Source organism: Marisediminicola senii (assembly GCF_011057645.1).
GTDB classification, from domain to species: domain Bacteria; phylum Actinomycetota; class Actinomycetes; order Actinomycetales; family Microbacteriaceae; genus Marisediminicola; species Marisediminicola senii.
The window spans coordinates 1-19,977 of the sequence record NZ_JAALGE010000030.1; the positions used below are offsets into that span (position 1 = coordinate 1).

Sequence of the window (19,977 nt, forward strand, 5' to 3'; positions counted from 1 at the left end):
CGTCGGCGACGGCCTGGGTGGCGTTGAGGCGGTGCTGCAGCTCGGCGACCCGCGCCGCCACGGTGTCGTGGGCGCCGCGCGCCCGGGTGACGCGGTCGGTCATGCCGTCCCGGGTGCTGGTGGCGGTGACGACCTCGGCCACCGCCGCATCGCGCTTCTCTCGCAGCTCGACGATGCGCGCCGCGAGGGCCTGCTGGAGCCCGCGCGCCGCGGCCTGCTGCTCGGTGAGCTGGGCTGCCTCGCGGGCGGCGGCGCGCGCGTCGGCCAGTCGCGTCTCGGCATCGGCGAGCTCGGCGTCGAGGATGTCGATGGACTTGCCGTCGGCGCGGGCGAGCGCCTCGGCGAGTTGCGTGCCGAGGTCGGTGGCGCGGAGGTGCGCGGTGTCGGCGCGCTGGCGGAGGGTCTCGGCGTGGGCGCGGGCCTCCTCGACGTCGGCCAGGGTCACCGGCTCGGCATCGGAGGTGGCGGGCGCCGGGTGCACGGTCGAACCGCAGACCGCGCACGGTTCGTCGTCGCGCAGGCCCGTCGCGAGTTCGGCGGCGTGGCCCGCGAGGCGCAGGTCCATCAGCTGTGACGCCCGGTGGGCCGCTGCGACATGGGCTGCCGCGTCGGCTGCAGCGGACTGCAGGGCGGCGGTGTGCTTCGTGGTGAGCGTGTCGGCGGATGCCGCAGCCGCGCGGGCCGCGGTGATGCGGGTGACGCGTTCCGCGGCATCCACCTTTGCCGCCGCGCGTGCCGTGACGGCCGAGATCACGGCCGCGAGCTCGTCGAGCAGCGACGGGAGCTCGTCGTGGTCGGCGGTCGCCCGCGCGAGTGTCGCCGTGAGGTCGTCGACCCGTTTCGTGGCTGCGGCGATCTCGCGGGCGAGGGCGTCGAGGGCGCGCTCGTCGCGCTCAGCCTCGTCGAGGGTGCCGAGGGTGCGGGTGAGGTCGTCGATCGCGCGGGCAAGCGTGTCGGCATCCGGGGTTCCGGTGCTGGCAGCATCGCTCTCATCCGAGACCTCCCCGTATGCCTCGAGCGCGACCCGCAACCGCTCGCTCGCGCGCTGGGCCGCGGCATCGGCGTCGGCGCTGGCCTGCACGCGCGGCCACACCGCGGCGCCATCGCGGGCAAGGGCGACCCGTGCCCGATCGTCGTCGACCGCGGCGTGCTGTGCGTCGAGGGCGGCAAGCCGTGCCTCTGCCTCGGCACGCCGCATCTGCAGCGCGACGCTCGACTCGACGGCGCGGTGCGCGAGGTCGGCGTCGCGGTAGGCGGCGCGCGCCGCGGATGCCTGCGCGTCGACGGTCTCGCGGTCGGCGAGCAGCCCGGCGAGCACGTCGTCGAACCACGCCAGCGAGGGCTCTGGCACCTCGTCGAGGTCGATCAGGCTGGCGACCCTGGCGGCATCCTGGGCGAGGGATTCCCGCACGCTGCCGAGCTGGGCATCGAGCTTCTTGCGCCGCTCGACGAGGGTCGTCTCGATGTCGAGGAACCTGCGGGTGCCGAACAGCGATCGCAGCAGCTTCTGCCGTTCGTCTCCCTTCGCCAGCAGGAATTCCTGGAAGCGGTTCTGCGCGAGCAGGATGACCTGCAAAAACTGCTCCTTGGTGAGCCCGACGATGCGGTCGATCTCGGCGGCGACGGTGCGGGGGATGGCGGCGATGCCCTCCCATTCGCCGCCGACGAGTATCGCCAGTTCGGCGGTCGCCTTCTGCGGCGTAGTACCGGTGCCGTTCTTCTTCAGTCGCTCGTATTCCGGTGACCGGATCAGCCGGTACCGGTCGGCGTCGACGGTGAACTCGAGTTCGACCGACGTCGGGTCGTCGGGCGCCGCGTGGTCGCTGCGCAGCTTCTGCTGGGTGCCCTCGTAGCGGGGAACCGTGCCGTAGAGCGCGAAGCAGATCGCGTCGAGGATGCTCGACTTGCCCGCGCCGGTCTTGCCGGTGATGAGGAACAGCCCGTCGCCCTCGAATGCCTCGAAGTCGACGGTCTGGGTGGTCTTGTACGGGCCGAATCCGGTGATGGCGAGCCGCTTGATCCTCATGCGAGCGCCTCCGCTGCCGTCTGGTCTGCCACCGCATCGGCGATCGCGCGCCGCTCGAAGTTGGTCGGCCCGACGCCGCCGCGCACGTAGCCGAGAAAGTCGGCGACGATCTGCTGGTCGTCCTTGCCGCGCAGCCGCTCGGTGTAGGTCTCGGTGGATGCCGCATCCGCCCCCACCGGTCGGTGATCAAGTCGCACGCACCACGGGAACCGCTCCTGCAGCCTGCGCATGCCATCCATCGGGCGAACCCGGTCGGTGAGCACCACGGACACCCACGATGACTCCGCCCGCGCGTACTGCGCGTCACCGAGCAGGTCGTCGAGCTCGCCGGTGAGTACGACGAGGTCGCGGGGGATGGGAAGGGATACCCACTCGGTACGACCTGGCACCAGCCCCGTGGCATCCACCTCGAAGAGCCAGCCGCCGCGCGGCTTGCCCGCCTCGCTGAACGAGTAGTGCAGGGGCGCCCCGGAGTAGCGCACCCGGTCGCTGATCGTGTTGCGGGAGTGGATGTGGCCGAGCGCGACGTAGTCCGGCCCGTCGAACACCTCGGCCGGCACCAGGTCGATGCCACCGGAGGTGATGTCGCGTTCCACGTCGCTGGCCGGAACACCGACGGCGAAGCAGTGCGACACAACGACGGAACGCCCACCGCGTTCGGCGAGGTCGGCGCGGATGTCGGTCATCGCGTTGGCGAGCACCTGCTCGTGGGTGCGCAGCGTGGTGCCCGGGTAGAGGTGCCGCACGAGCGACGGTTCGAGATAGGGGATGCCGTAGAAGTGCACCGGCCCGTGCTCGTCGGTCACGGTGATCGGTGTCGCCGCATTCTCGGGGCGAGTGCAGATGTGGATGCCGGCGAGCCCGGCGAACTCCGCCTGGAACCCGAGTCGCGTTGCCGAGTCGTGGTTGCCACTCGTCATCACGACGACCGCGCCCGCCGCGTGCAGCGCGCGCAGTGTGTCGGTGAGCACCGAGTAGTACTCGGCCGCCGGCGTCGCCGAGTCGAAGATGTCGCCCGCGACGACGACCACGTCGACCTCCCGGGCGATGACCTCGGCGACGAGGGCGGTGAGCACCGAGCGAAGCGGCTCGATCGTCGACGTGCCGTGAAAGGTGCGCCCGATGTGCCAGTCGGAGGTGTGGAGAATGCGCATGCCTCGACGCTAACCGCAACCTGCGACAGTCCCGGGTGGGCGCGCGCGGCGCGACCCCGGCGCGGCCAGAACCGGCCGGGCGGTGGGGCAGAATCGTGAGCATGACTGCGCCCGATGCGACCGCACCCGCACCCGCCCAGGCCGCCGAGCCCGCGGCGGCGCCGCTGCCCGGCACCGTGGCATCCGTCAACAGGGACAGCGCGCACAACTTCAGCAAGCCGCCGGTCGACTCGGTCGTGCTGCTCGAGGGCCTTGGCATCGAGGGCGACGTGCACGCCGGGGTCACGGTGACGCACCGTTACCTGGTGAAGAAGGATCCGACCAGGCGAAACCTGACGCAGGTGCACCTAATCCCGGAGGAGCTGTTCGCCGACCTCGCCGAGAAGGGCTTCACCGTCGGCGCGGGCGAGCTGGGGGAGAACGTCACCACCCGCGGCATGGAGCTGCTGAGCCTGCCGCTCGGCACGCGGCTACACCTCGGCGAGACCGCGATCGTCGAGGTGACCGGGCTGCGCAGCCCGTGCTCGCTGATCAACGGCTTTCAGAAGGGGCTCATGAAGACCATGGTCTCGAAGGCAGACGACGGCACCGTCGTGCTGACTGCGGGCATCATGGGCGTGGTCGCCGCCGGGGGAGTCGTCGCGCCGGGGGACGCGATCCGGGTCGAGCTGCCCGCGGGGGAGCCCATCCCGCTCGGGATCGTCTAGGCCGAACAGCACGACCCCGCCGCATGTCGCTCTCCGCACTGCGCGACCCGGACTGCGCGCAGCCCTACCCCTCCAGCAGCCCGCGGATGTCGCTCGCGGTCAGCGCCGTGCTGAACGCGGCGTCGTCGTCCATGACCGCGTCGAACAGGCGCGCCTTCTTCTCCTTGAGCGCCATCACCTTCTCCTCGATGGTTCCGCTCGCGACCAGCCGGTAGACCATCACGTTGCGGGTCTGGCCGATGCGGTGCGTGCGGTCGACGGCTTGCGCCTCGGTCGCGGGGTTCCACCACGGGTCGAGGAGAAAGACGTAGTCGGCCTCGGTGAGGTTGAGCCCGAATCCGCCGGCCTTGAGGCTGATGAGAAAGACCGGGGCGGTGCCGTCCTTGAACCGGGCAATCACGTCTGCGCGGTGCAGCGTCGACCCGTCGAGGTACTCGTACGCGATGCCCTGCGCGTCGAGCCGCTCGGCCGCTTTGCGCAGGAAGGTCGTGAACTGGCTGAACACCAACGACCGGTGTCCTTCCGCGACGACGTCTCCCAGTTGCTCGAACAGCGCATCGAGCTTGCTCGACGGAATGTCGGCGTACTTCTCGTCGACCAGCGACGCGTCGAGGCTGAGCATGCGCAACAGGGTCAGCGACCGGAACACGATGAACCGGTTCTTGTCGAGGTCTTCGATCAACCCGAGAAGCTTCGCACGCTCGCGCTGCAGAACGGTGTCGTACAGCGCGCGGTGCCGCGGCGCGAGGTCGATGGCGAGCACCTGCTCCTGCTTCTCCGGCAGCTCGGTCGCGACGAGCTCCTTCGTGCGCCGCATCATGAGGGGACGGATGCGACGGCGCAGCTTCGCCACCAGCTCGGGTTGCCCACCCGCCGCGATCGGGCGAACGTACTCCTCGGCGAACCGCCGCCCCGACGGGAACAGCCCGGGCGCGACGATCTGCAGCAGCGCCCACAGGTCGGTGAGGCTGTTCTCCATCGGGGTGCCGGTGATCGCGATCTTCACCGGGGTGTTCAGGTCGACCGCGGCGCGGTGCGCCTTCGACGCCGGGTTCTTCACGAACTGCGCCTCGTCGAGGATCAGCCCCGCCCATTCGACGTCCTGGTAGGCGGCGAAGTCGAGGCGGAACAGTGCGTAGGAGGTGACGACGAGGTCGGCTCCGGCCGCGTCGTCGGCGAGCGTGCGGCCGCTCTTCGTCTGGGTCGCGGTGATTCCGCGCACCGCGAGCGACGGGGTGAAGCGGTGCGCCTCGCTGAGCCAGTTGGAGACGACGGAGGTGGGGGCGACGACGAGGAACGGCTTCGCGGGGGATGCGGGCGGTGCGGCATCCATCGCGACATCGAGGGCAGACGACCTGGCAGCCGCCTCACGTTTCTCGACCGCGTGCGCGACGAGGGCGAGGGCCTGCAGCGTCTTGCCGAGTCCCATGTCGTCGGCGAGGATGCCGCCGAGCCCGTGCGCGTGCAGGAAAGCGAGCCAGTGATAGCCGTCGAGCTGGTACGGGCGCAGCGTCGCGTCGAGGGCGGCAGGCACCGCGACCGGGTCGACGTTCTCGGCCGCGAGCAGCCCGGAGACGCTCGCCCGCCAGCCCTGCGCCTGCTCGGTCTCGTCGGCGAGGTCTTCGAACTCCGACCACAGGCTCGCCTGGTACCGGCTGATGCGCACGCCGGTCTCCCATTCGTCGAGCCCGGACGCCTCGTCGATGAGTCGTCGCAGCTCGTCGAACACCGGCTGGGTCAGCGACAGGTAGGAGTTGTCGACGAGCAGCAGCTTGGTCTTGCCCGTCGCGAGCGCGGAGAACAGCGGGGCGAACGGAACCTGCCGCCCCTCCACCGTCACGAGCACCCCGAGGTCGAACCAGTCGCGGTGCTCGGTCTCGACCGTGGTAACCGTCAGGGTCGGTGCCGCGGTCAGCTCCTTGTAGTCGGGCTGCTCGCCGACCACGTCGACGCGGACGCCGGGTAGGTCGATGCGGGGGAGCACGGTCGAGGCGAACTCGGCGGCGTCGAGTCCGCGGAGCACGATCGGAGTGGGCGACGGGGCGCCGGACGGGCGGGTGCCGGGTGCGCGGGTGCTGGGAGCGGGGGTGCCGGGAGCGGGGGTTGTAGAGGCAAGGCCGAGCGCCGTGTCGACGCGGGTCAGGGTGTCGAGCTCGACGGCGTCGTCGCGCGGTTCGGCGGCATCGTCGGCAGCCGTGTCGCGTCCCGTGGTGCGCATCGGGCGGCGGGTGCCCTGGTAGTCCCAGTGCCACGCCAGCGTCAGCTCGTGCTTCGCCGCGAACGTGGCGGTCAGCACGAGCACGGGCGGCACGAGCTCCGGTAGGTCGATCGACGCACTCGTCACCGTGACCGCGCGCCGCAACCGCGGAAAGTACTCACCCCAGAACTCGCCGACATCGCTCGCCGGCACGGTCACGGCCTTGGTCGGCCCGAGCAACCGGCGGTGCTCCTCGGTGATGGGGGTGGATGACGCCGCGAGCGTCACGATGCGCGGCTCGTTCTGCCACGCGTAGACACCGTGGTCGCCGATCGTGGAGGCGGCCGCCGCGGGGTACTCGCGCCCGTCGATCGTGAGGGATGCCGTCAGCGCGAGCCCGGCCGCGGTGCCGGGCGCCGAGGCATCCACTGTGCCGTCCGCGCCGTCGGGAACCCCCGCACTCGCGTCGTCGGCCGTGGACGCGCTCAGCTCCATGCCGATCGTCGCCTCGCGCCCGATGACGACCTCGGAGCCCCGGGTGCCGCCGACCATGGCGATGCCGGCGGTGCGCCCGGAATCGAGGAGTCCCCAGAGCAGCGGGCTGTGGAAGTCGTCGAGGTACACCCAGTCGAGGTCGTGTCCGACGGTGAATTCGCGGGTCGCCCGGTACAGCGCGCCGAACTGTGCGAACCAGCGCTGCTGCGCCGGGTCGAGGTTGAGGCGGTTCGACTGGTAGGTCAGGGTGTTCCAGGTGACGGTGGTGCGCACCCAATTGCCGGCCCCGCTGCGGGTGACCGGGCGCACCCCGAGCCGGTAGTCGCCCGACTGGTCGATGGTGCGGCCGGCACTCTTCGCGGTGGGTCCGCGCCAGCGGTTGTGGGTGCGCGGCGTCTGCTCCCGCAGCTCGAAGATCAGGCCGAGCTGCGTGCGGGCGGCGCCAGGCGCCTGCGGCACCCGCGGGGTGATGGCCGAGACGGCGTCCTTCCAGGTGCGGGGGCCCGCCGGTTGCGCCGCGGGCTGCTCGACCAGGTTGTCGGCGGCGGAGAAGAACGCGTCGGCCGAGGAGGCGAACGCGCGCGACGGCGCAGCCCAGCCCGACCCGGTCAGCTTGCTCGCCGGGCCGATGCCGCCGGTGTCGAGGGCGCGCACGGCCTCGCCGTTGTGCTCGAGCAGCATGGCGGCGACGTGCTTGCAGTCGACGCCCATCGGGCAGCTGCAGCGACTGTCGACCGGCTTGCTCGACTCGCCGGGGCGCGGAACGAGGGTGACCGAACAGCGATACGGCACGATCCCGGTGCCGGTCACGCGGGCGGTCAGCACGCCGGTCGCGGAGGTGTACGAGGTCGGCGCGACGGCCTTGCTTCGCGCGTATTCGCGGCCCCGGTCGAACGCGGGCCGCCCGACGAGACGGATGATGTCGCCCACGTCTACCAGGGGACGGATGTCGCTCGCCATTGGTTCATCGTCTCACGGGGTACCGACACGGGATTCTGCGCGGACCGGTCGGCGCGGTGCAGCACCCGCGCCCGAGGCACTGACGCTCGGGCGAGAATGGAGCGGTGACGACACCCGCCGCTTTCGAGTTCGCGCCGCTCGCGGCATCCACTCGCTGTCCCTGCCTGAGCGGGGAACAGTACGGTGCGTGCTGCGGGCCGTTCCACGGCGGCGAGGCGGCCGCACCCACCGCCGAACGCCTGATGCGATCGCGATACTCGGCGTATGTCACCGGTGACGCCGCGTACCTGCTGGCGACCTGGCACCCGTCGACGCGGCCCGCGACGCTCGAACTCGATGCCGCGCGCCGGTTCTTTCGCCTCGACATCATCGAATCGAGGGGCGGCGGGATGCTGGATGCCGACGGCACCGTCGAGTTTTGCGCGTTCTCCACGCTCACGACCACTGACCCGGGCACCGGAGCGACCACCCGCACCGTCGACGAGCAGCACGAGGTCAGCCGTTTCGTTCGGGTCGACCGCCGCTGGGCCTACCTCGACGGGCGCTGACTCGACGGGCACTGACTCGATGGCTCTGCGTCGACGGGCAATGAAAACGCCCCGCCAGGCTGACCTGGCGGGGCGTGATCGAGGGGGAAAGAGGCTCAGCTGTCGCCGCCACCGGAAGCCGCATCAGCCTCGCCGGCTTCGGTGCCGGTGTCGCCACCGTCGGATCCCGAACCGTCGGGCAGCGAGTCGGTCCAGCTCGAGCCGGTGCTCTCGGAGGTCTCGGTGGTCTCGGTCTCGACGTGGGTTCCGTCGTGCTCGGTGTGTTCGGACTTCTCGGTGTTTGTCATGAGACCAATGTACGGCGCTGAACATTTTCGGGCCACGGGTTGCGGCCGACGCAAAACAGGCGTAGACGGGCACCGACGAGCCGGATGCTACCCCACGGGCACATTGGTGGGCGCATGTGGGCGAGGGGGTTGTGTGCGGCCCCCGCATGGGGTCCGCTGGTACCTAGCCATCCCGTCGTCGTCACCGGGTGCCCCCGCGCACCACCGCAGACCTGAAAGAGGCACACCGTGCGAGAACTGAGATTCGTCAAGGCACTCACCGCCCTCGAGAACGCCGAGGCGCTCGACCCGATCGTCAACAAGGTCAAGGGGATCGTGAACACGATCATCCAGCCGCAGCCGGTGCGCGACGTGCTGCACGGGGTTCCCGTCGGGCATGCCGTGCATCCGGCAATCATCCTGGTGCCCGCCGGCGCGTGGATCTCGGCCGGGGCTCTCGACCTGATCCCCGGCATGGAGAAGGCGTCGAAGTTCCTCGTCGGGCTCGGCGTGCTCAGTGCCGCCCCCGCGGTCGCGACCGGCTACACCGACTGGTCGGAGATGCATGAGCAGCAGATGCGCGTCGGCATCGTGCACTCGGCCGCGAACGCCGTCGCCACCGGGCTGTATGCGGTCTCGTTCATCCAGCGGGCGCGCGGCAAGCACACCAGCGGCAAGGTGCTCGGGTTCGTCGGACTCGCCCTGGTCTCCGGAGCTGGCTTCATCGGCGGGCATCTCAGCTACCGCCAGGCGGCGGGCGTCAACCACGCCGAAGAGATCCCGCACCGCTTTCCCGAGGGCTGGCAGCTGCTCGGACCGCTCTACGACTTCGCCGACAACGAGCTGAACAAGGCCGAGGTCGCGGGGCTGCCCCTGCTGGTACTCCGTCGCGGCGACAAGGTCGAGGTGCTGTCGAACACCTGCAGCCACCTCTCCGCGCCGCTCAACGAGGGCGAGCTGGTCTCCGGCGACGGGGGCGACCCGTGCGTCGTGTGCCCGTGGCATGCCAGCGTGTTCTCGATGACGACGGGTGAGGTCGAGGCGGGACCCGCGACCGCCCCGCAGCCCCGCTTCGAGACCCGCGTCGTCGACGGCGTCATCGAGGTGCTTCTGCCCAACGCGGGGTAGCGCTTCGAACCCAGCACGAAGGGCCCGGTGCGATGCATCGGGCCCTTCGTTCGTTGTCACGCGCTTACGGCTCGCGGCGGGCGGTGCGCCACAGCCCGTAGGCCATCGGAACACCGATCCACACGAGCACCGACACCGCGAGTTTCGGCCAGTCGTCGGCGGTCATGCTGCCCGACATCAGTGTCATGAAGGTCAGGCTGGTGTCGAGCCACTGGGCGGGCTCCCGCAGCGCTTCGATCGTCACGGTGAGGATGGTCCACACCGTCGGCAGCGCGAGGTAGGCAACGATGGCGATCGGCGTGCTGAGGAACGCCAGCCCGAATGCGACGCCCTGCCAGATGAGCAGCACGAGCGCGAGGGTCGTGCCGGCGACAACGCCCCAGTCGAGCGCCCACGACCCGTCGGCATCCCGCCACACGATTCCCGCGGCGTTCAGCAGCGCACTGACCGCGAGGGTCACGACCATGACGAGCAGCCCGAGGGTCGCCGACGATGCCAGCTTGGCCCCGTTCACCCTGGTGCGCCGCGGCTCGAGCGTGAAGGTGGTCAGCGCGGTGCGGGCCGACCACTCGCTCGTTGCCGCCATGACGCCGATCAACGGAAGCAGCAGTAGTTGACCAATGGATGCCGCGGCGGTCAGTGACGTCCAGGTGATCGTCTCCGGTTCCGCGGTGAACAGCGTCAGCGCGATGAACCCGGCGCTGACGACCGCGATGGCGACGAGCAACCACAGGCCGGCTCGCGTGTCGAGTTGCTTGCGCAGCTCGACCGCCGTCAGGCGCAGGAACGGGATGCCGCGGATCGGCGCCGCGGTGCGCGCCGGGCCGGTGCTGACGGAACCAGTGCTGCGGAAATCCGTACTGCCAGAAATCGGGGTTCGGGAGTCGGCGCGGCCGGGGGTGTGGGTGGTGCGGGGCGTGCTCATGCGGAGACATCCTCTCGCCCGTGCTGGGCGGTCATGGAGAAGAACAGGCTTTCGAGCCCCGCGGTGGCCGCGGGGTGGAGGTCGGTGACGACGACCCCGGAGGCGAGTGCGAGCCGCCCCACGTCGTCGACGGTCGCCGAGGTGGTCAGGCCGCTGGCGGTCACGGTGACCTCGAATCCGGCGGCGACCAGCGCGCGCTGGAGTGCGGCATCGTCGAGGCTGTGCACCTCGGTGCCGGGGGCGGCGAGCAAGTCGGCGGCGCTGCCCTGGGCGAGCACCTTTCCGTCGCCGATGATGATCAGGTCGTCGGCGATTGCTTCGACCTCGAGCAGAAGGTGCGAGGAGAGCAGCACCGTGCCTCCCGCGGCGGCGAACGACGACAGCAGTCCGCGCATCCAGCGGATGCCGGCCGGGTCGAGTCCGTTCGCCGGTTCGTCGAGGATGAGCACCGATGGATCGCCGAGCAGTGCGCTCGCGAGACCGAGGCGCTGCCGCATCCCGAGCGAATATCCGCGAATGCGCGCCCGGCCCTCCTTCGCGGTCAACCCGACGATGTCGAGCACGTCGTCGACGCGCTCCGGTGGCATGCCCATGAGCTGCGAGGAGATCGCGAGCGATTCGCGTCCGGTGCGGCCTGGATGCTGCGCGCCGGCGTCGAGCAGGATGCCGACGTGTCGCCCGGGGTTGGTGAGCGCACCGAACGGTACGCCCAGCACCGTGCTGGTGCCGGAGGTGGGGGTGGCGAGCGCGCTGAGCATGCGCATGGTCGTGGACTTGCCCGCGCCGTTGGGTCCGAGAAACCCGGTGATGCGTCCGGGGCGGGCGGTGAACGAGACGTCGTCGACGGCGAGGCGGTTGCCGTAGCGCTTGGTGAGATTCTCTGCGGTGATCATGCATCCATCGTCTCGGCGGGCGCGGTGCAGCGGATCGGCACGGGGTATCGGGCCGGTGCGGCTTTCGGCTGCCTGTTGCTCCACCCCCTGGTGCCGCTCGCCATCCCTCGCGCCGAGGTAGGTCATCCTTTAGTCGGAGGCGGCGGATACCCCCGTCTGGCCGCTATCCGCGGGGCGCGCCCTACTCTGGAATGGTGACGAATCGGCTGAGCACTGCCCTCCCCGTGGCACCGCCGGTCTTCGTGCCATCGCGGGGAGCCGGGTCACCCCCGTCGTCGCCGCTCCCGCCTCCTCCGCCCGCGCCGCTGCCTCCACCCCGCCTGCGCCCCTGGTCGAGCATCTGGCGCTACCTCGTCGCGGCGGGAGTCGGACTCTTCCTGCTGGTGTTCGTCATCGGCGAGTTCCTCGGCCTCGAGCCCGAGAACCTGCCCTTCGAGACCTCGGCCATCATCGGTGCCATCCTCATCGTCGATTTCGTGTTCGGGGTCGTGTCGCTGTGCCTGCTGCCGCTGCGTCGTCGCTGGCCGGTGCTCACCGCCACGCTCACGGGCCTGCTGTCTTCGGTGTCGGCCATGTCCATCGGATCGGCGACGATCGCCGCCGTCTCGCTCAGTACCCGTCGTCGATGGAAGTCCGTGCTCGCGGTCGGCGTCGTCTGGGTCTTCGGGGCGGCATTCTACGAGTTGGTCGTGCGCCCGGCCGTTCCCACGACGACCGCCGAGCCGATGCTCACCTGGCTGTCGATCTCGCTGGGCGTCGCGGTCTACGCGCTGTGCGCATCTACCGGGTTCTATATCGGCGCCCGTCGCGATCTCATCACCTCGCTGCAGGAGCGCGCCGAGACGGCCGAACGCGAGCAGGCGCTCCGCGAGGAATCCGCCCGCGAATCCGAGCGCACCCGCATCGCCCGCGAGATGCACGACGTTCTCGCGCACCACATCTCGCTCGTGAGCCTGCACGCCGGTGCGCTGACCTACCGCACCGACCTCACCCGCGACCAGACGGCCGAGGCCGCGGCGGTGATCCAGAACAATGCGCAACTCGCCCTGACCGAGCTGCGGCAGATCCTCGGGGTGCTGCGGACCAGCCAGGTCACCGACGGTATCGCGGAACCCCCGCAGCCGACCCTCCGCGAGTTGCCTGCCCTGCTGGCCGATGCGCGCGAGGCCGGAATGCCGGTGACGATGGATGCTGCCGGCCTCGCCTTCGACACCGACGCGAGCGATGCCGCGCCGCTCGACGGGCTGCCCGCCGTGGTACTGCCGGAGGTGCTGTCACGCACCGCCTACCGCATCATTCAGGAATCCCTGACGAATGCGCGCAAGCATGCCGACGGTGCCGCGGTGTCGGTGACCATCGCCGCGGCGGAGGGGGAGCTGCGCATCGAGGTACGCAATGGCGTCGGCGGGAGGGCCGGGCGCGGGGGTGCTTTCGGGTCCGCGCTGGCGGCGGGCGAGGCATCCACGATGAATTCCGACGCCAGGAACCCGGCGATCGGCGCGGGAAGCGGCATGGGTCTCACCGGGCTGCGCGAACGGGCCGCGCTCGCCGGGGGCACCCTCGAGCACGGTATCGACGCCGCCGGGGACTTCGTCGTGAAGGCGAGCCTGCCATGGCGATGAGCGACGGTAGTTCTTCGACCGGCGGGGTCAATGACAGCGCGGTCGACGCGGGCGCGGCGCTCGACGCGGGCGGGGCGGTCGACGCGGGCGGGGCGGTCGACGTGCGGGTGATTCGCGTGGCGATCGTCGACGACGACGCGCTGGTGCGGGCGGGGCTGCGCATGATCCTCGGCGGAACGCCCACCATTGAGATCGTCGGCGAGGCGAGCGACGGGCACGCGGCCCTCGACATGGTCGCCCGGGTCACGCCGCACGTCGTTCTGATGGACATCCGGATGCCGCGGCTCGACGGCCTCGAAGCCACCCGGGCGCTCACGGCGCGCGACGACCGCGCCAGGGTGATCGTGCTGACGACCTTCGACACCGACGAGCTCGTGCTCACGGCCCTGCGGCATGGGGCGGTCGGGTTCCTGCTCAAGGACACCCCGCCGGCCGAGCTCGTGCGCGCGGTGCATCGGGTGGCCGCGGGGGAGTCGATCCTGTCGCCAAGCGTGACGGCGCAGTTGATCGCCACGGTGACGGGTGGGTCGGACGGCCGCCATCAGCGCGCCACCGAACTGCTCGGGCGGTTGACCGACCGCGAGCGGGAGGTCGCGATCTCGGTCGGGCGCGGACTCTCGAACGCCGAGATCGCCGCGCAGCTGTTCATGGGCGTCGCGACGGTGAAGACGCACATCGGGCACCTGTTCGCCAAGCTCGAGGCGACGAACCGGGTGCAGATCGCGCGCACCGTGCACGACGCGGGCCTCACCGACGAGTAGCGGGCAGCGAGTGGTGCCCGGGCGCTGCGGCCCTATTGCTCGGGCAGTCGCACGACCGCGTGGATCGGCGTGTGGTCCGACGGCCAGCCGCCGGGGTTGCGACGCACGTTGATCGCGGCGGAGAGCACGTCGACGGTGGGCGTCGTGAGGATCCAGTCGATGCGCTTTCGGCCGAGCACCGGTGGGCTGTAGTTCGGGAACGTTCCCCACGACTCGGTGAGCCGGTTGCCTGCCGCGGTCCAGCTGTCGACGAGCGGCCCCTCCTCGACGAGCGCCGCGTGCGCGATCGAGTGTGCGTCGGCGTTGAAGTCGCCCGTGATGACTACCGGAAGCGACGTCGCGGCGACCCGCGAGCGGATGAGCTGCGCCGACCGCAGTCGCGACCCCGGCGACCGGTGGTCGAGATGCGTGTTCATCGCGAGAAAGTGCAGCCCGGTCTCGCGGTCGGTAAACACCGCAGAGACCAGGACGCGCGGGTCCTTGTTGCCCCACGAGCGGGAGCCCGGAACCTCGGGGGTGTCCGAGAGTGCGTCCTGGTGCCAGGTCTCGAGGCGCAGGCGCGACGAGTCCCAGAAGATGGGGCAGCGCTCGCCGCGGTGGTGTCCGTCGCGTCCGTGCCCGACTTCGCGATAGTCGTCGCCGAGGGCCTCGCGCACGAACGCGGACTGGTCGAGCATCGCCTCCTGAACACCGAGCAGTGCAGGTTGCTCGCGCGCCAGCATCCGTCGCATCAGGGGTTTGCGAGTGCGCCAGCTGTCGGGTCCGCGGCGCCCGAAGTGCGGCATTCGGCGACGGATGTTGTAGCTCATCACGTGCAGTTCTGGCGGGTCGATGCGGCCGACGAGCGCGGTCTCAACCATGCGGTCACTGTACAGGTCGAAACAGTTGCGCAAGTTGCGACGCGGCGGTGCGGGTGACCACCCGCCGCGCTACGTCAGCAGTACAGGTCCTGAAAGCTGAGCACCGCGAGCGCGCCGTAGACCTCGTCCTCGCTGCCGTCGGTGATCGCCTGGTAGATCGTCGCGACCGATGCGGCATCGGCGGCCAGCGCCGCACCCTCGGTGAAGCCTGCAGCGGCCGTCGCGATCACCGAGAAGGTCGCTTCGGTGTCTGCCGACGCCCCGTCCTGGGCCAGGTCGACCGTCATCGCGCAGGCGCTGCCGATCTCGGTCGCCATGTCGTCGCTGCGGGCGACGGCTTTCGCGGCGGCGACTCCGGCAACGGCGGTGGGCGCGATCGTGTTCGCCTGCACCGCCTCGGTCGCGGCGAGGCGGATGGCCGCCTCATCGACCGCTGAGCCGAGCTGCTGTTGTGCGGAACGGGCGGCGTCATCGACCACGCTGCGGGCGCCGGTGCATCCACTGAGCAACAGCACGGCCGCGACGACGGCGGCGCCGCGCAGAAGGGCGGTCGTCGTGCGGGTGTGGCTCATGGGGCACCGGTTTCTGGGATCCCCGGTTCGTACTCCCCGAAGCCAGTGTCCCCTGCGCGCCAGAGGGCGTCAACCAAACCTCAGCATTGTGGGGGAGATGTACCCCGCGTTCGCGATAGTACGATTCGGACAGGTCACGTTGGGAGGCCGTGGTGCGTTCCGCACTGCCGCGCTGAGCAAATGTCGACAGCTAGGCTCGGGCCATGACCGAGGATCCCGCTGTTGCCGTAATCCTGCTGATCGCCAGCATCGTGGTCGCCATGATCGCGCTGTTCGCTTTTCTGCGCGGTCCGAACCAGCCGCCGCGCCGGCAGGCGATCATCGCCCAGTACGAGCCGCCCGCACTGAGCGTGCTGGGCTCGGCCACGCTGATCGGCACACGGCGGCGGAGCGTGAGCGCGCAGATCGTGGACCTCGCGGTGCGGGGGGCGTTGGACATCGTTCCGCCCCCGACACCGAATTCCCCGTACGCACTCGTGGCCCGTGGTGTGCGGGGGCACGCGGAGGTGGCCTCGAGTGCTGGTGACGGTGCACAAGTGGATGCTGCGGCTCGCGGCATCCATGGGACTCCTGTTCTCGACGAGGTCGAACTCGCCGTCTACCGCGCGATCTTCGGTGCGCACGCGCGCGCGGGGGATCGGGTGCGGGTGCATCCGAGGAACGCGAAGCTCAACGCGCGGTTGTCGATCGCGCAGGCGACGGCCACCACGCAGCTCGCATCGCGGGAGTTCGTCGACGGGCCGCGCCAGCGCTGGCGTCCCGTGCTGCCGGTGCTGCAGGTCGCCTTGCTTGCGCTGGGGTCGGGTGTCGCGCCTGGGCTGATCGTGCCCATCGGGATACTGCTGCTGGCGACGATCGCGCTGACGCTCGGCCGGTACCGCGCGCTGACTGCGGCGGGTGTGGCGCTTCGCGGTCACGTGGCCGGGTTGCGGCTGTACATCTCGCTCGCGGAAGCGGACCGGTTGCGCATGCTGCAGGGTCCGACGACCGCGCTGACCCGGGGTGAGGTTCTGCGCCTGACCGAGCGGTTGCTCGGGTGGGCGGTGCTGTTCGGCTTCGAGCGGGAGTGGGCGCGAGTACTCGCGCTCTATGCGAAAGACGAGTCGGATGCGGCGTCTGTCGACTCTCTCGTGGTGATCGGGTTCTCGGACACCTTTGCGGGCGTCTCCCTGACGGATGGCACGGGTTCGCTCGACGATGACACGAGCGCGCCGGGTGATTCTGGGGTGTCGGGTGGTTCTGATGGTGACTCTGGGTCTGGTGGGTCCGGAGGGTCTGGCGCCGGTGGGTCTGGGTCGGTCGGGGCTCCGGACTACGGCAACAGCACCGAAGGCGGCGGTTCGTCGGGCGGTCATTCGGGCGGCAGCTCGGGCGGCAGCTCGGGCGGCGCCGATTATGGCGACGCAGGCGGCGGCGCTGGCGGAGGGGGAGACGGCGGCGGTGGGGGAGGCGGCGGCGACTAGGGAGTCCGCCCGTGGGGTGGCCGCATCCCAAAAGTGAGCCTCCTTGCCAAATCGAGGGCGCCGCGTACCCTCGGAGAATGTCCGGGGAAGACGTCACCGCCATCGCTGTGCTGATTACCAGCGCCATTCTCGCCGTTCTGGCGGCCATCGCATTTTTGAACGCACCGGGTCGCACGCGAAACATCGCTGCCCGTTTCGAGCCTCCCCACGACCTCAGCGTGCTCTCGGCAGCCACCCTGCTGGGCGCGAAACGCGGCGGTGTCGGTGCCCAGATCGTCGACCTCGCGGTGCGGGGCGCCCTCGACGTGCTGCCCCCGACCTCGCCGGATACGCCGTACGTGCTGATTGCCCGGGTGCCCGCGCAGGCGACGAACCCGTCAGACGCGAACGTTCCCCCGAACCCTGCACCCCGCGAGGGCACCCTCCACGACAACAAGGTCGAGCACGCCACGTACCGCGCCATCTTCGGCGACGAAGCGAATCCGGGCGATGAAGCCCGCGTCGACCCGCGCGACGCACTACTCATGCAGCGTCTGGCGATCGCGCAGGCGATGGCCGACCACCAGCTCGTCAGCCGCGGGTTGATCGACCCCGCACGCCGCCGTTGGCGCCTGGCCCTCCTGATCGTCCAACTGGCACTCCTCGCCGTCGTGACGGTCATCGGATCGGCCGCCGTCATCCCGGTTGCGCTGTTCGCACTTGCGACGGCCCTGTTCACCGTGCTCCGGCACGGCGGGCTCACCATCGCCGGCGGCGAGGCGCGCGACGACGTGCTGGGCGTGCGGACGTACGTCGCGCTTGCCCACGATGAGAGGGTGCGGATGCTGCGCAAGGCCGCGTCCGCACCCGGTGACGTTCTGCGGCAGACCGAGCGGTTGCTCGGGTGGTCCGTTCTGTTCGGGCACGAGACCGAGTGGGCGCAGTCACTCGCGGGGTTGGCGCGCGACGGGGGAGCCGCGGCATCCATCGACGTTCCCGTGCTGATCGGATTCGCCGAGACGTTCGCGAATGTCTCGGTATCAGGTGACATCCGCTCGATGGGCGGCCGCGGGCGCGCCTACGGCGGCTCGTCGGACGGGGCTCACGAAGCACGAGCGGCGGCGGCCGGGAGCAGCTACTCGAAGCTCGGATACTGGCCGCTCGGCGGGCAGGGTTGGAACAACGGTGGAGCAGGTGACGGCTTTGGCGGCGGTGGCGGCGACGGAGGCGGCGGCGGCAGCAGCAACTGACCCGAACGCGACCCGCATCACGCAAGCACCCCCGCACCCGGCCCCAGCTACCCCCGCGGACCGTGCGCGAACAGCAGCTCGGGCAGCTCCGCCATCGAGGTGAAGACGGTTGCGCCCTCCGCGTGCAGCCAGTCGGGCGGGGTGAGTCCGCCGGCGTACCCGAACGCGTGCATTCCCGCCGCGTGGGCAGCTTGCACGCCATACTTGCTGTCCTCGACCACGACGCATCGCTCGGGCTCGACGCCCATTCGCGACGCGGCGTGCAGGAACAGGTCGGGCGCGGGCTTGCCGTGCTCCACCTCGGTGGCGCTGAAGATGCGTCCGTCGAACCGCGGGTAGAGCCCCGTCAGGCCGAGTGTCTTGCGAATCTTTTCGTGCCCGCCGCTCGATGCGACGCAGGTCTGGGCGGCAATGGCGTCGAGCGCCTGGTGGATTCCGTCGACCGGTTGCAGGCTGGTTTCGAACGCCTCGAAATAGGCCGCGTTGTACTTGGCGTCCCAGTCCGCCGGCAGTGCGCGCCCCAGGTGTGCCTCGACTTCTGCGGTGAACGTCGCCGACGACTTGCCGAGAAACCGGTGCACGATCTCGTCGATCGAGAGTTCCCACCCCACTTCGGCAAGGGCGCGCTGGTCGATCTGGACGGCCAGAACCTCGCTGTCGACCAGCACCCCGTCGCAATCGAAGATGACCAGGTCGAAATGTTCGTTCACGGCGACTCGTTCCTTTCGACATTCATTCGACCGTGGATGCCGCGGCGCCGGTCACCGCACGCGCCCCGGCCACCACGACGGTCGACCACATTTCGAAGCTACCCCGTGGGCGGGACCTAAGCCTCTGCCCGCAGCACCGATGCGCGCCGAGACTGGATATGCACGCACGCAACCAGAGGACACGCATTGACGATCAACCCCGGCATCACCCCCGCTTCGACCACGGCCCCGGTCGGTGAGCCCGAGTCGATCGACGCAGACGAGTGCTGGCGCCTCCTCGCCGCAAACAGCATCGCGCGGCTCGCGGTCACCGATGACCTCGGCCCCGACATCTTTCCGATCAACTACCTCGCGAAGTCCGGATCGGTGTTCTTTCGCAGCGCGCCGGGCAAGAAGATCGTGAGCCTCACCGAGCATCCCGCGGTCGCCGTCGAGGTTGACGGGACCGACGGCGGCAAGCGGTTCAGCGTCGTCATCCGTGGCGAGGCGCACCGGCTGAACGATGACGCGCAGATCCACGAATCCGGTGTGCTGGCCCTCACCACGATGACCGGACCCGAGAAGTGGAACTACTTCGAGCTCACGCCCCGCACGGTCACCGGAAAGCGGTTCCGCACGACGCGCTAGTGTGTCGTACCAGCCCAATCACGACCCCGCGCACCTCGCATCGCGACCCCGCACCACCCCTACTGAGCGTCTGACCCCTCGGCCTTCGCACGCAACTCGTCGAGCGCTGTCGCCGTGACGTCCCGGTCGATGGCGGCCTGCGACGCCGCCTTCAGGGTCATGTCGTGCTCGCGGGCATACGCGCGCAGGAGCGAGAACGCGTCGGTCATCGGAACCTTCGTCAGCTGGGCGACGACACCCTTCGCCTGCTCGATCAGGATGCGGGCGTTGATCGCCTGCTGCAGCTGCCGGGCGATGATCATCGTGTCGGCGATGTTCGGCTCCTGCAGCAGCCCGATCGCCGATACGTCGGAGAGGGTCTGGGCCACGGCGATGTCCTGGTCGTTCAGCGCCCCGACCTCTGTGCCGAACAGGTTCAGCACGCCGATGACTCGGTTGCGCAGGCGCAGGGGAGTGGCATGAAACGACTTATAGCCAGTCCGCGCTGACTCTTGCGCGAATTCGGGCCACCGGCCTCCCGAGTTCGCGATGTCGCCGACGGTGACCGGTTCACCAGTGGTGAAGCAGTCGACGCACGGACCTGATCCGGCGTTCAGGGCCATGACCTCGACGAGGCTGGCTTCCTCGCTGGTGGAGACGATCAGCTGCAGCTCACCGGTGGAGTCGACGAGCATGATTCCGGCCGCGTCGACATCGAGTATCGCGGCGCACTCCTCGGCGAGGGTCTGCAATAGGTCGACCAGGTCGAAGTCGGTGGTCAGTGTCTTGGCGATCTTGGCGAAGGCGGCGCTGAGCTGCGCCTCGCGGGTGGTCTCAATCACGGCGGTCTGCTTT

The 19,977-nt window shown here is 70.1% G+C and carries 18 protein-coding genes; 8 read left to right on the forward strand and 10 right to left on the reverse strand.

Annotated features, from left to right (window positions below; genetic code table 11):
• Together G5S38_RS10145 and G5S38_RS10150 are read right to left on the reverse strand one after the other, a co-directional pair.
• Positions 1 to 2,026 (reverse strand): AAA family ATPase (locus G5S38_RS10145; protein WP_165068072.1); only part of this gene is annotated, 2,026 nt, incomplete at its 3' end.
• Positions 2,023 to 3,180 (reverse strand): exonuclease SbcCD subunit D, encoded by a 1,158-nt coding sequence (locus G5S38_RS10150; protein WP_165068075.1) that lies wholly within the window; start codon positions 3,178 to 3,180, stop codon positions 2,023 to 2,025. The genes G5S38_RS10150 and G5S38_RS10145, both read right to left, overlap by 4 nt.
• A gap of 101 nt (positions 3,181 to 3,281) precedes the next feature.
• On the opposite strand from G5S38_RS10150, the gene G5S38_RS10155 reads away from it, so the two are divergent.
• A complete protein-coding gene (locus G5S38_RS10155) occupies positions 3,282 to 3,887 on the forward strand; it encodes an MOSC domain-containing protein (protein WP_235929005.1) in 606 nt (201 codons plus the stop codon).
• A gap of 64 nt (positions 3,888 to 3,951) precedes the next feature.
• Here G5S38_RS10155 and G5S38_RS10160 read toward each other — a convergent pair whose 3' ends face one another.
• Positions 3,952 to 7,539: a DEAD/DEAH box helicase gene (locus G5S38_RS10160; protein WP_165068078.1), complete on the reverse strand. Its 3,588-nt coding sequence runs from the start codon at positions 7,537 to 7,539 to the stop codon at positions 3,952 to 3,954.
• A gap of 104 nt (positions 7,540 to 7,643) precedes the next feature.
• On the opposite strand from G5S38_RS10160, the gene G5S38_RS10165 reads away from it, so the two are divergent.
• On the forward strand, positions 7,644 to 8,087 hold the full coding sequence (locus G5S38_RS10165; protein ID WP_165068081.1) for a YchJ family protein: 444 nt from the start codon (positions 7,644 to 7,646) through the stop codon (positions 8,085 to 8,087).
• Between the two features lie 95 nt (positions 8,088 to 8,182).
• Here the strand turns inward: G5S38_RS10165 and G5S38_RS10170 are convergent, their stop codons facing one another.
• Positions 8,183 to 8,374 (reverse strand): hypothetical protein, encoded by a 192-nt coding sequence (locus G5S38_RS10170; RefSeq protein ID WP_165068083.1) that lies wholly within the window; start codon positions 8,372 to 8,374, stop codon positions 8,183 to 8,185.
• 228 nt (positions 8,375 to 8,602) lie between these two features.
• Here G5S38_RS10170 and G5S38_RS10175 point away from each other — a divergent pair, with 228 nt between their 5' ends.
• Positions 8,603 to 9,481: a Rieske 2Fe-2S domain-containing protein gene (locus tag G5S38_RS10175; protein WP_165068086.1), complete on the forward strand. Its 879-nt coding sequence runs from the start codon at positions 8,603 to 8,605 to the stop codon at positions 9,479 to 9,481.
• A 64-nt stretch (positions 9,482 to 9,545) separates the two neighbouring features.
• Here G5S38_RS10175 and G5S38_RS10180 read toward each other — a convergent pair whose 3' ends face one another.
• Both G5S38_RS10180 and G5S38_RS10185 read right to left on the reverse strand, forming a co-directional pair.
• Positions 9,546 to 10,406, reverse strand: coding sequence for an ABC transporter permease (locus G5S38_RS10180; protein ID WP_165068089.1), 861 nt, complete (start codon positions 10,404 to 10,406; stop codon positions 9,546 to 9,548).
• Positions 10,403 to 11,299 (reverse strand): ABC transporter ATP-binding protein, encoded by an 897-nt coding sequence (locus G5S38_RS10185; protein ID WP_165068092.1) that lies wholly within the window; start codon positions 11,297 to 11,299, stop codon positions 10,403 to 10,405. Before G5S38_RS10185 ends, G5S38_RS10180 begins: the two co-directional genes overlap by 4 nt.
• Before the next feature lie 194 nt (positions 11,300 to 11,493).
• Here G5S38_RS10185 and G5S38_RS10190 point away from each other — a divergent pair, with 194 nt between their 5' ends.
• Complete coding sequence (locus tag G5S38_RS10190) at positions 11,494 to 12,921, forward strand: sensor histidine kinase (protein WP_235929006.1); 1,428 nt, start codon at positions 11,494 to 11,496, stop codon at positions 12,919 to 12,921.
• Positions 12,918 to 13,682, forward strand: a complete 765-nt coding sequence (locus G5S38_RS10195) for a response regulator transcription factor (RefSeq protein ID WP_201276657.1) — start codon at positions 12,918 to 12,920, stop codon at positions 13,680 to 13,682. Before G5S38_RS10190 ends, G5S38_RS10195 begins: the two co-directional genes overlap by 4 nt.
• A gap of 32 nt (positions 13,683 to 13,714) precedes the next feature.
• On the opposite strand, the gene G5S38_RS10200 is transcribed toward G5S38_RS10195, so the two are convergent.
• Together G5S38_RS10200 and G5S38_RS10205 are read right to left on the reverse strand one after the other, a co-directional pair.
• A complete protein-coding gene (locus tag G5S38_RS10200; RefSeq protein WP_165068097.1) occupies positions 13,715 to 14,542 on the reverse strand; it encodes an endonuclease/exonuclease/phosphatase family protein in 828 nt (275 codons plus the stop codon).
• 74 nt (positions 14,543 to 14,616) lie between these two features.
• Positions 14,617 to 15,114 carry a hypothetical protein gene (locus G5S38_RS10205; protein WP_165068100.1) on the reverse strand — a complete coding sequence of 166 codons (498 nt, stop codon included), beginning with the start codon at positions 15,112 to 15,114 and terminating at the stop codon, positions 14,617 to 14,619.
• Between the two features lie 203 nt (positions 15,115 to 15,317).
• Between G5S38_RS10205 and G5S38_RS15860 the strand changes: the two genes are divergently transcribed.
• Together G5S38_RS15860 and G5S38_RS10215 are read left to right on the forward strand one after the other, a co-directional pair.
• Positions 15,318 to 16,577 carry a DUF2207 family protein gene (locus G5S38_RS15860; RefSeq protein ID WP_165068103.1) on the forward strand — a complete coding sequence of 420 codons (1,260 nt, stop codon included), beginning with the start codon at positions 15,318 to 15,320 and terminating at the stop codon, positions 16,575 to 16,577.
• Between the two features lie 77 nt (positions 16,578 to 16,654).
• On the forward strand, positions 16,655 to 17,806 hold the full coding sequence (locus G5S38_RS10215) for a DUF2207 domain-containing protein (RefSeq protein WP_165068105.1): 1,152 nt from the start codon (positions 16,655 to 16,657) through the stop codon (positions 17,804 to 17,806).
• A gap of 47 nt (positions 17,807 to 17,853) precedes the next feature.
• On the opposite strand, the gene G5S38_RS10220 is transcribed toward G5S38_RS10215, so the two are convergent.
• On the reverse strand, positions 17,854 to 18,516 hold the full coding sequence (locus G5S38_RS10220; protein ID WP_165068107.1) for an HAD family hydrolase: 663 nt from the start codon (positions 18,514 to 18,516) through the stop codon (positions 17,854 to 17,856).
• Between the two features lie 186 nt (positions 18,517 to 18,702).
• Between G5S38_RS10220 and G5S38_RS10225 the strand changes: the two genes are divergently transcribed.
• Positions 18,703 to 19,143, forward strand: coding sequence for a pyridoxamine 5'-phosphate oxidase family protein (locus tag G5S38_RS10225; RefSeq protein WP_165068109.1), 441 nt, complete (start codon positions 18,703 to 18,705; stop codon positions 19,141 to 19,143).
• Between the two features lie 59 nt (positions 19,144 to 19,202).
• Here G5S38_RS10225 and G5S38_RS10230 read toward each other — a convergent pair whose 3' ends face one another.
• On the reverse strand, positions 19,203 to 19,964 hold the full coding sequence (locus G5S38_RS10230) for a GAF and ANTAR domain-containing protein (RefSeq protein WP_165068111.1): 762 nt from the start codon (positions 19,962 to 19,964) through the stop codon (positions 19,203 to 19,205).
• Positions 19,965 to 19,977 lie beyond the last annotated feature (13 nt).

Coding starts and splice junctions, on each gene's coding strand:
- G5S38_RS10150 (WP_165068075.1), bottom strand. CDS start 3,180: ATGCGCATTCTCCACACCTCCGACTGGCACATCGGGCGCACCTTTCAC.
- G5S38_RS10155 (WP_235929005.1), top strand. CDS start 3,282: ATGACTGCGCCCGATGCGACCGCACCCGCACCCGCCCAGGCCGCCGAG.
- G5S38_RS10160 (WP_165068078.1), bottom strand. CDS start 7,539: ATGGCGAGCGACATCCGTCCCCTGGTAGACGTGGGCGACATCATCCGT.
- G5S38_RS10170 (WP_165068083.1), bottom strand. CDS start 8,374: ATGACAAACACCGAGAAGTCCGAACACACCGAGCACGACGGAACCCAC.
- G5S38_RS10180 (WP_165068089.1), bottom strand. CDS start 10,406: ATGAGCACGCCCCGCACCACCCACACCCCCGGCCGCGCCGACTCCCGA.
- G5S38_RS10185 (WP_165068092.1), bottom strand. CDS start 11,299: ATGATCACCGCAGAGAATCTCACCAAGCGCTACGGCAACCGCCTCGCC.
- G5S38_RS10195 (WP_201276657.1), top strand. CDS start 12,918: ATGAGCGACGGTAGTTCTTCGACCGGCGGGGTCAATGACAGCGCGGTC.
- G5S38_RS10200 (WP_165068097.1), bottom strand. CDS start 14,542: ATGGTTGAGACCGCGCTCGTCGGCCGCATCGACCCGCCAGAACTGCAC.
- G5S38_RS10205 (WP_165068100.1), bottom strand. CDS start 15,114: ATGAGCCACACCCGCACGACGACCGCCCTTCTGCGCGGCGCCGCCGTC.
- G5S38_RS15860 (WP_165068103.1), top strand. CDS start 15,318: ATGACCGAGGATCCCGCTGTTGCCGTAATCCTGCTGATCGCCAGCATC.
- G5S38_RS10215 (WP_165068105.1), top strand. CDS start 16,655: ATGTCCGGGGAAGACGTCACCGCCATCGCTGTGCTGATTACCAGCGCC.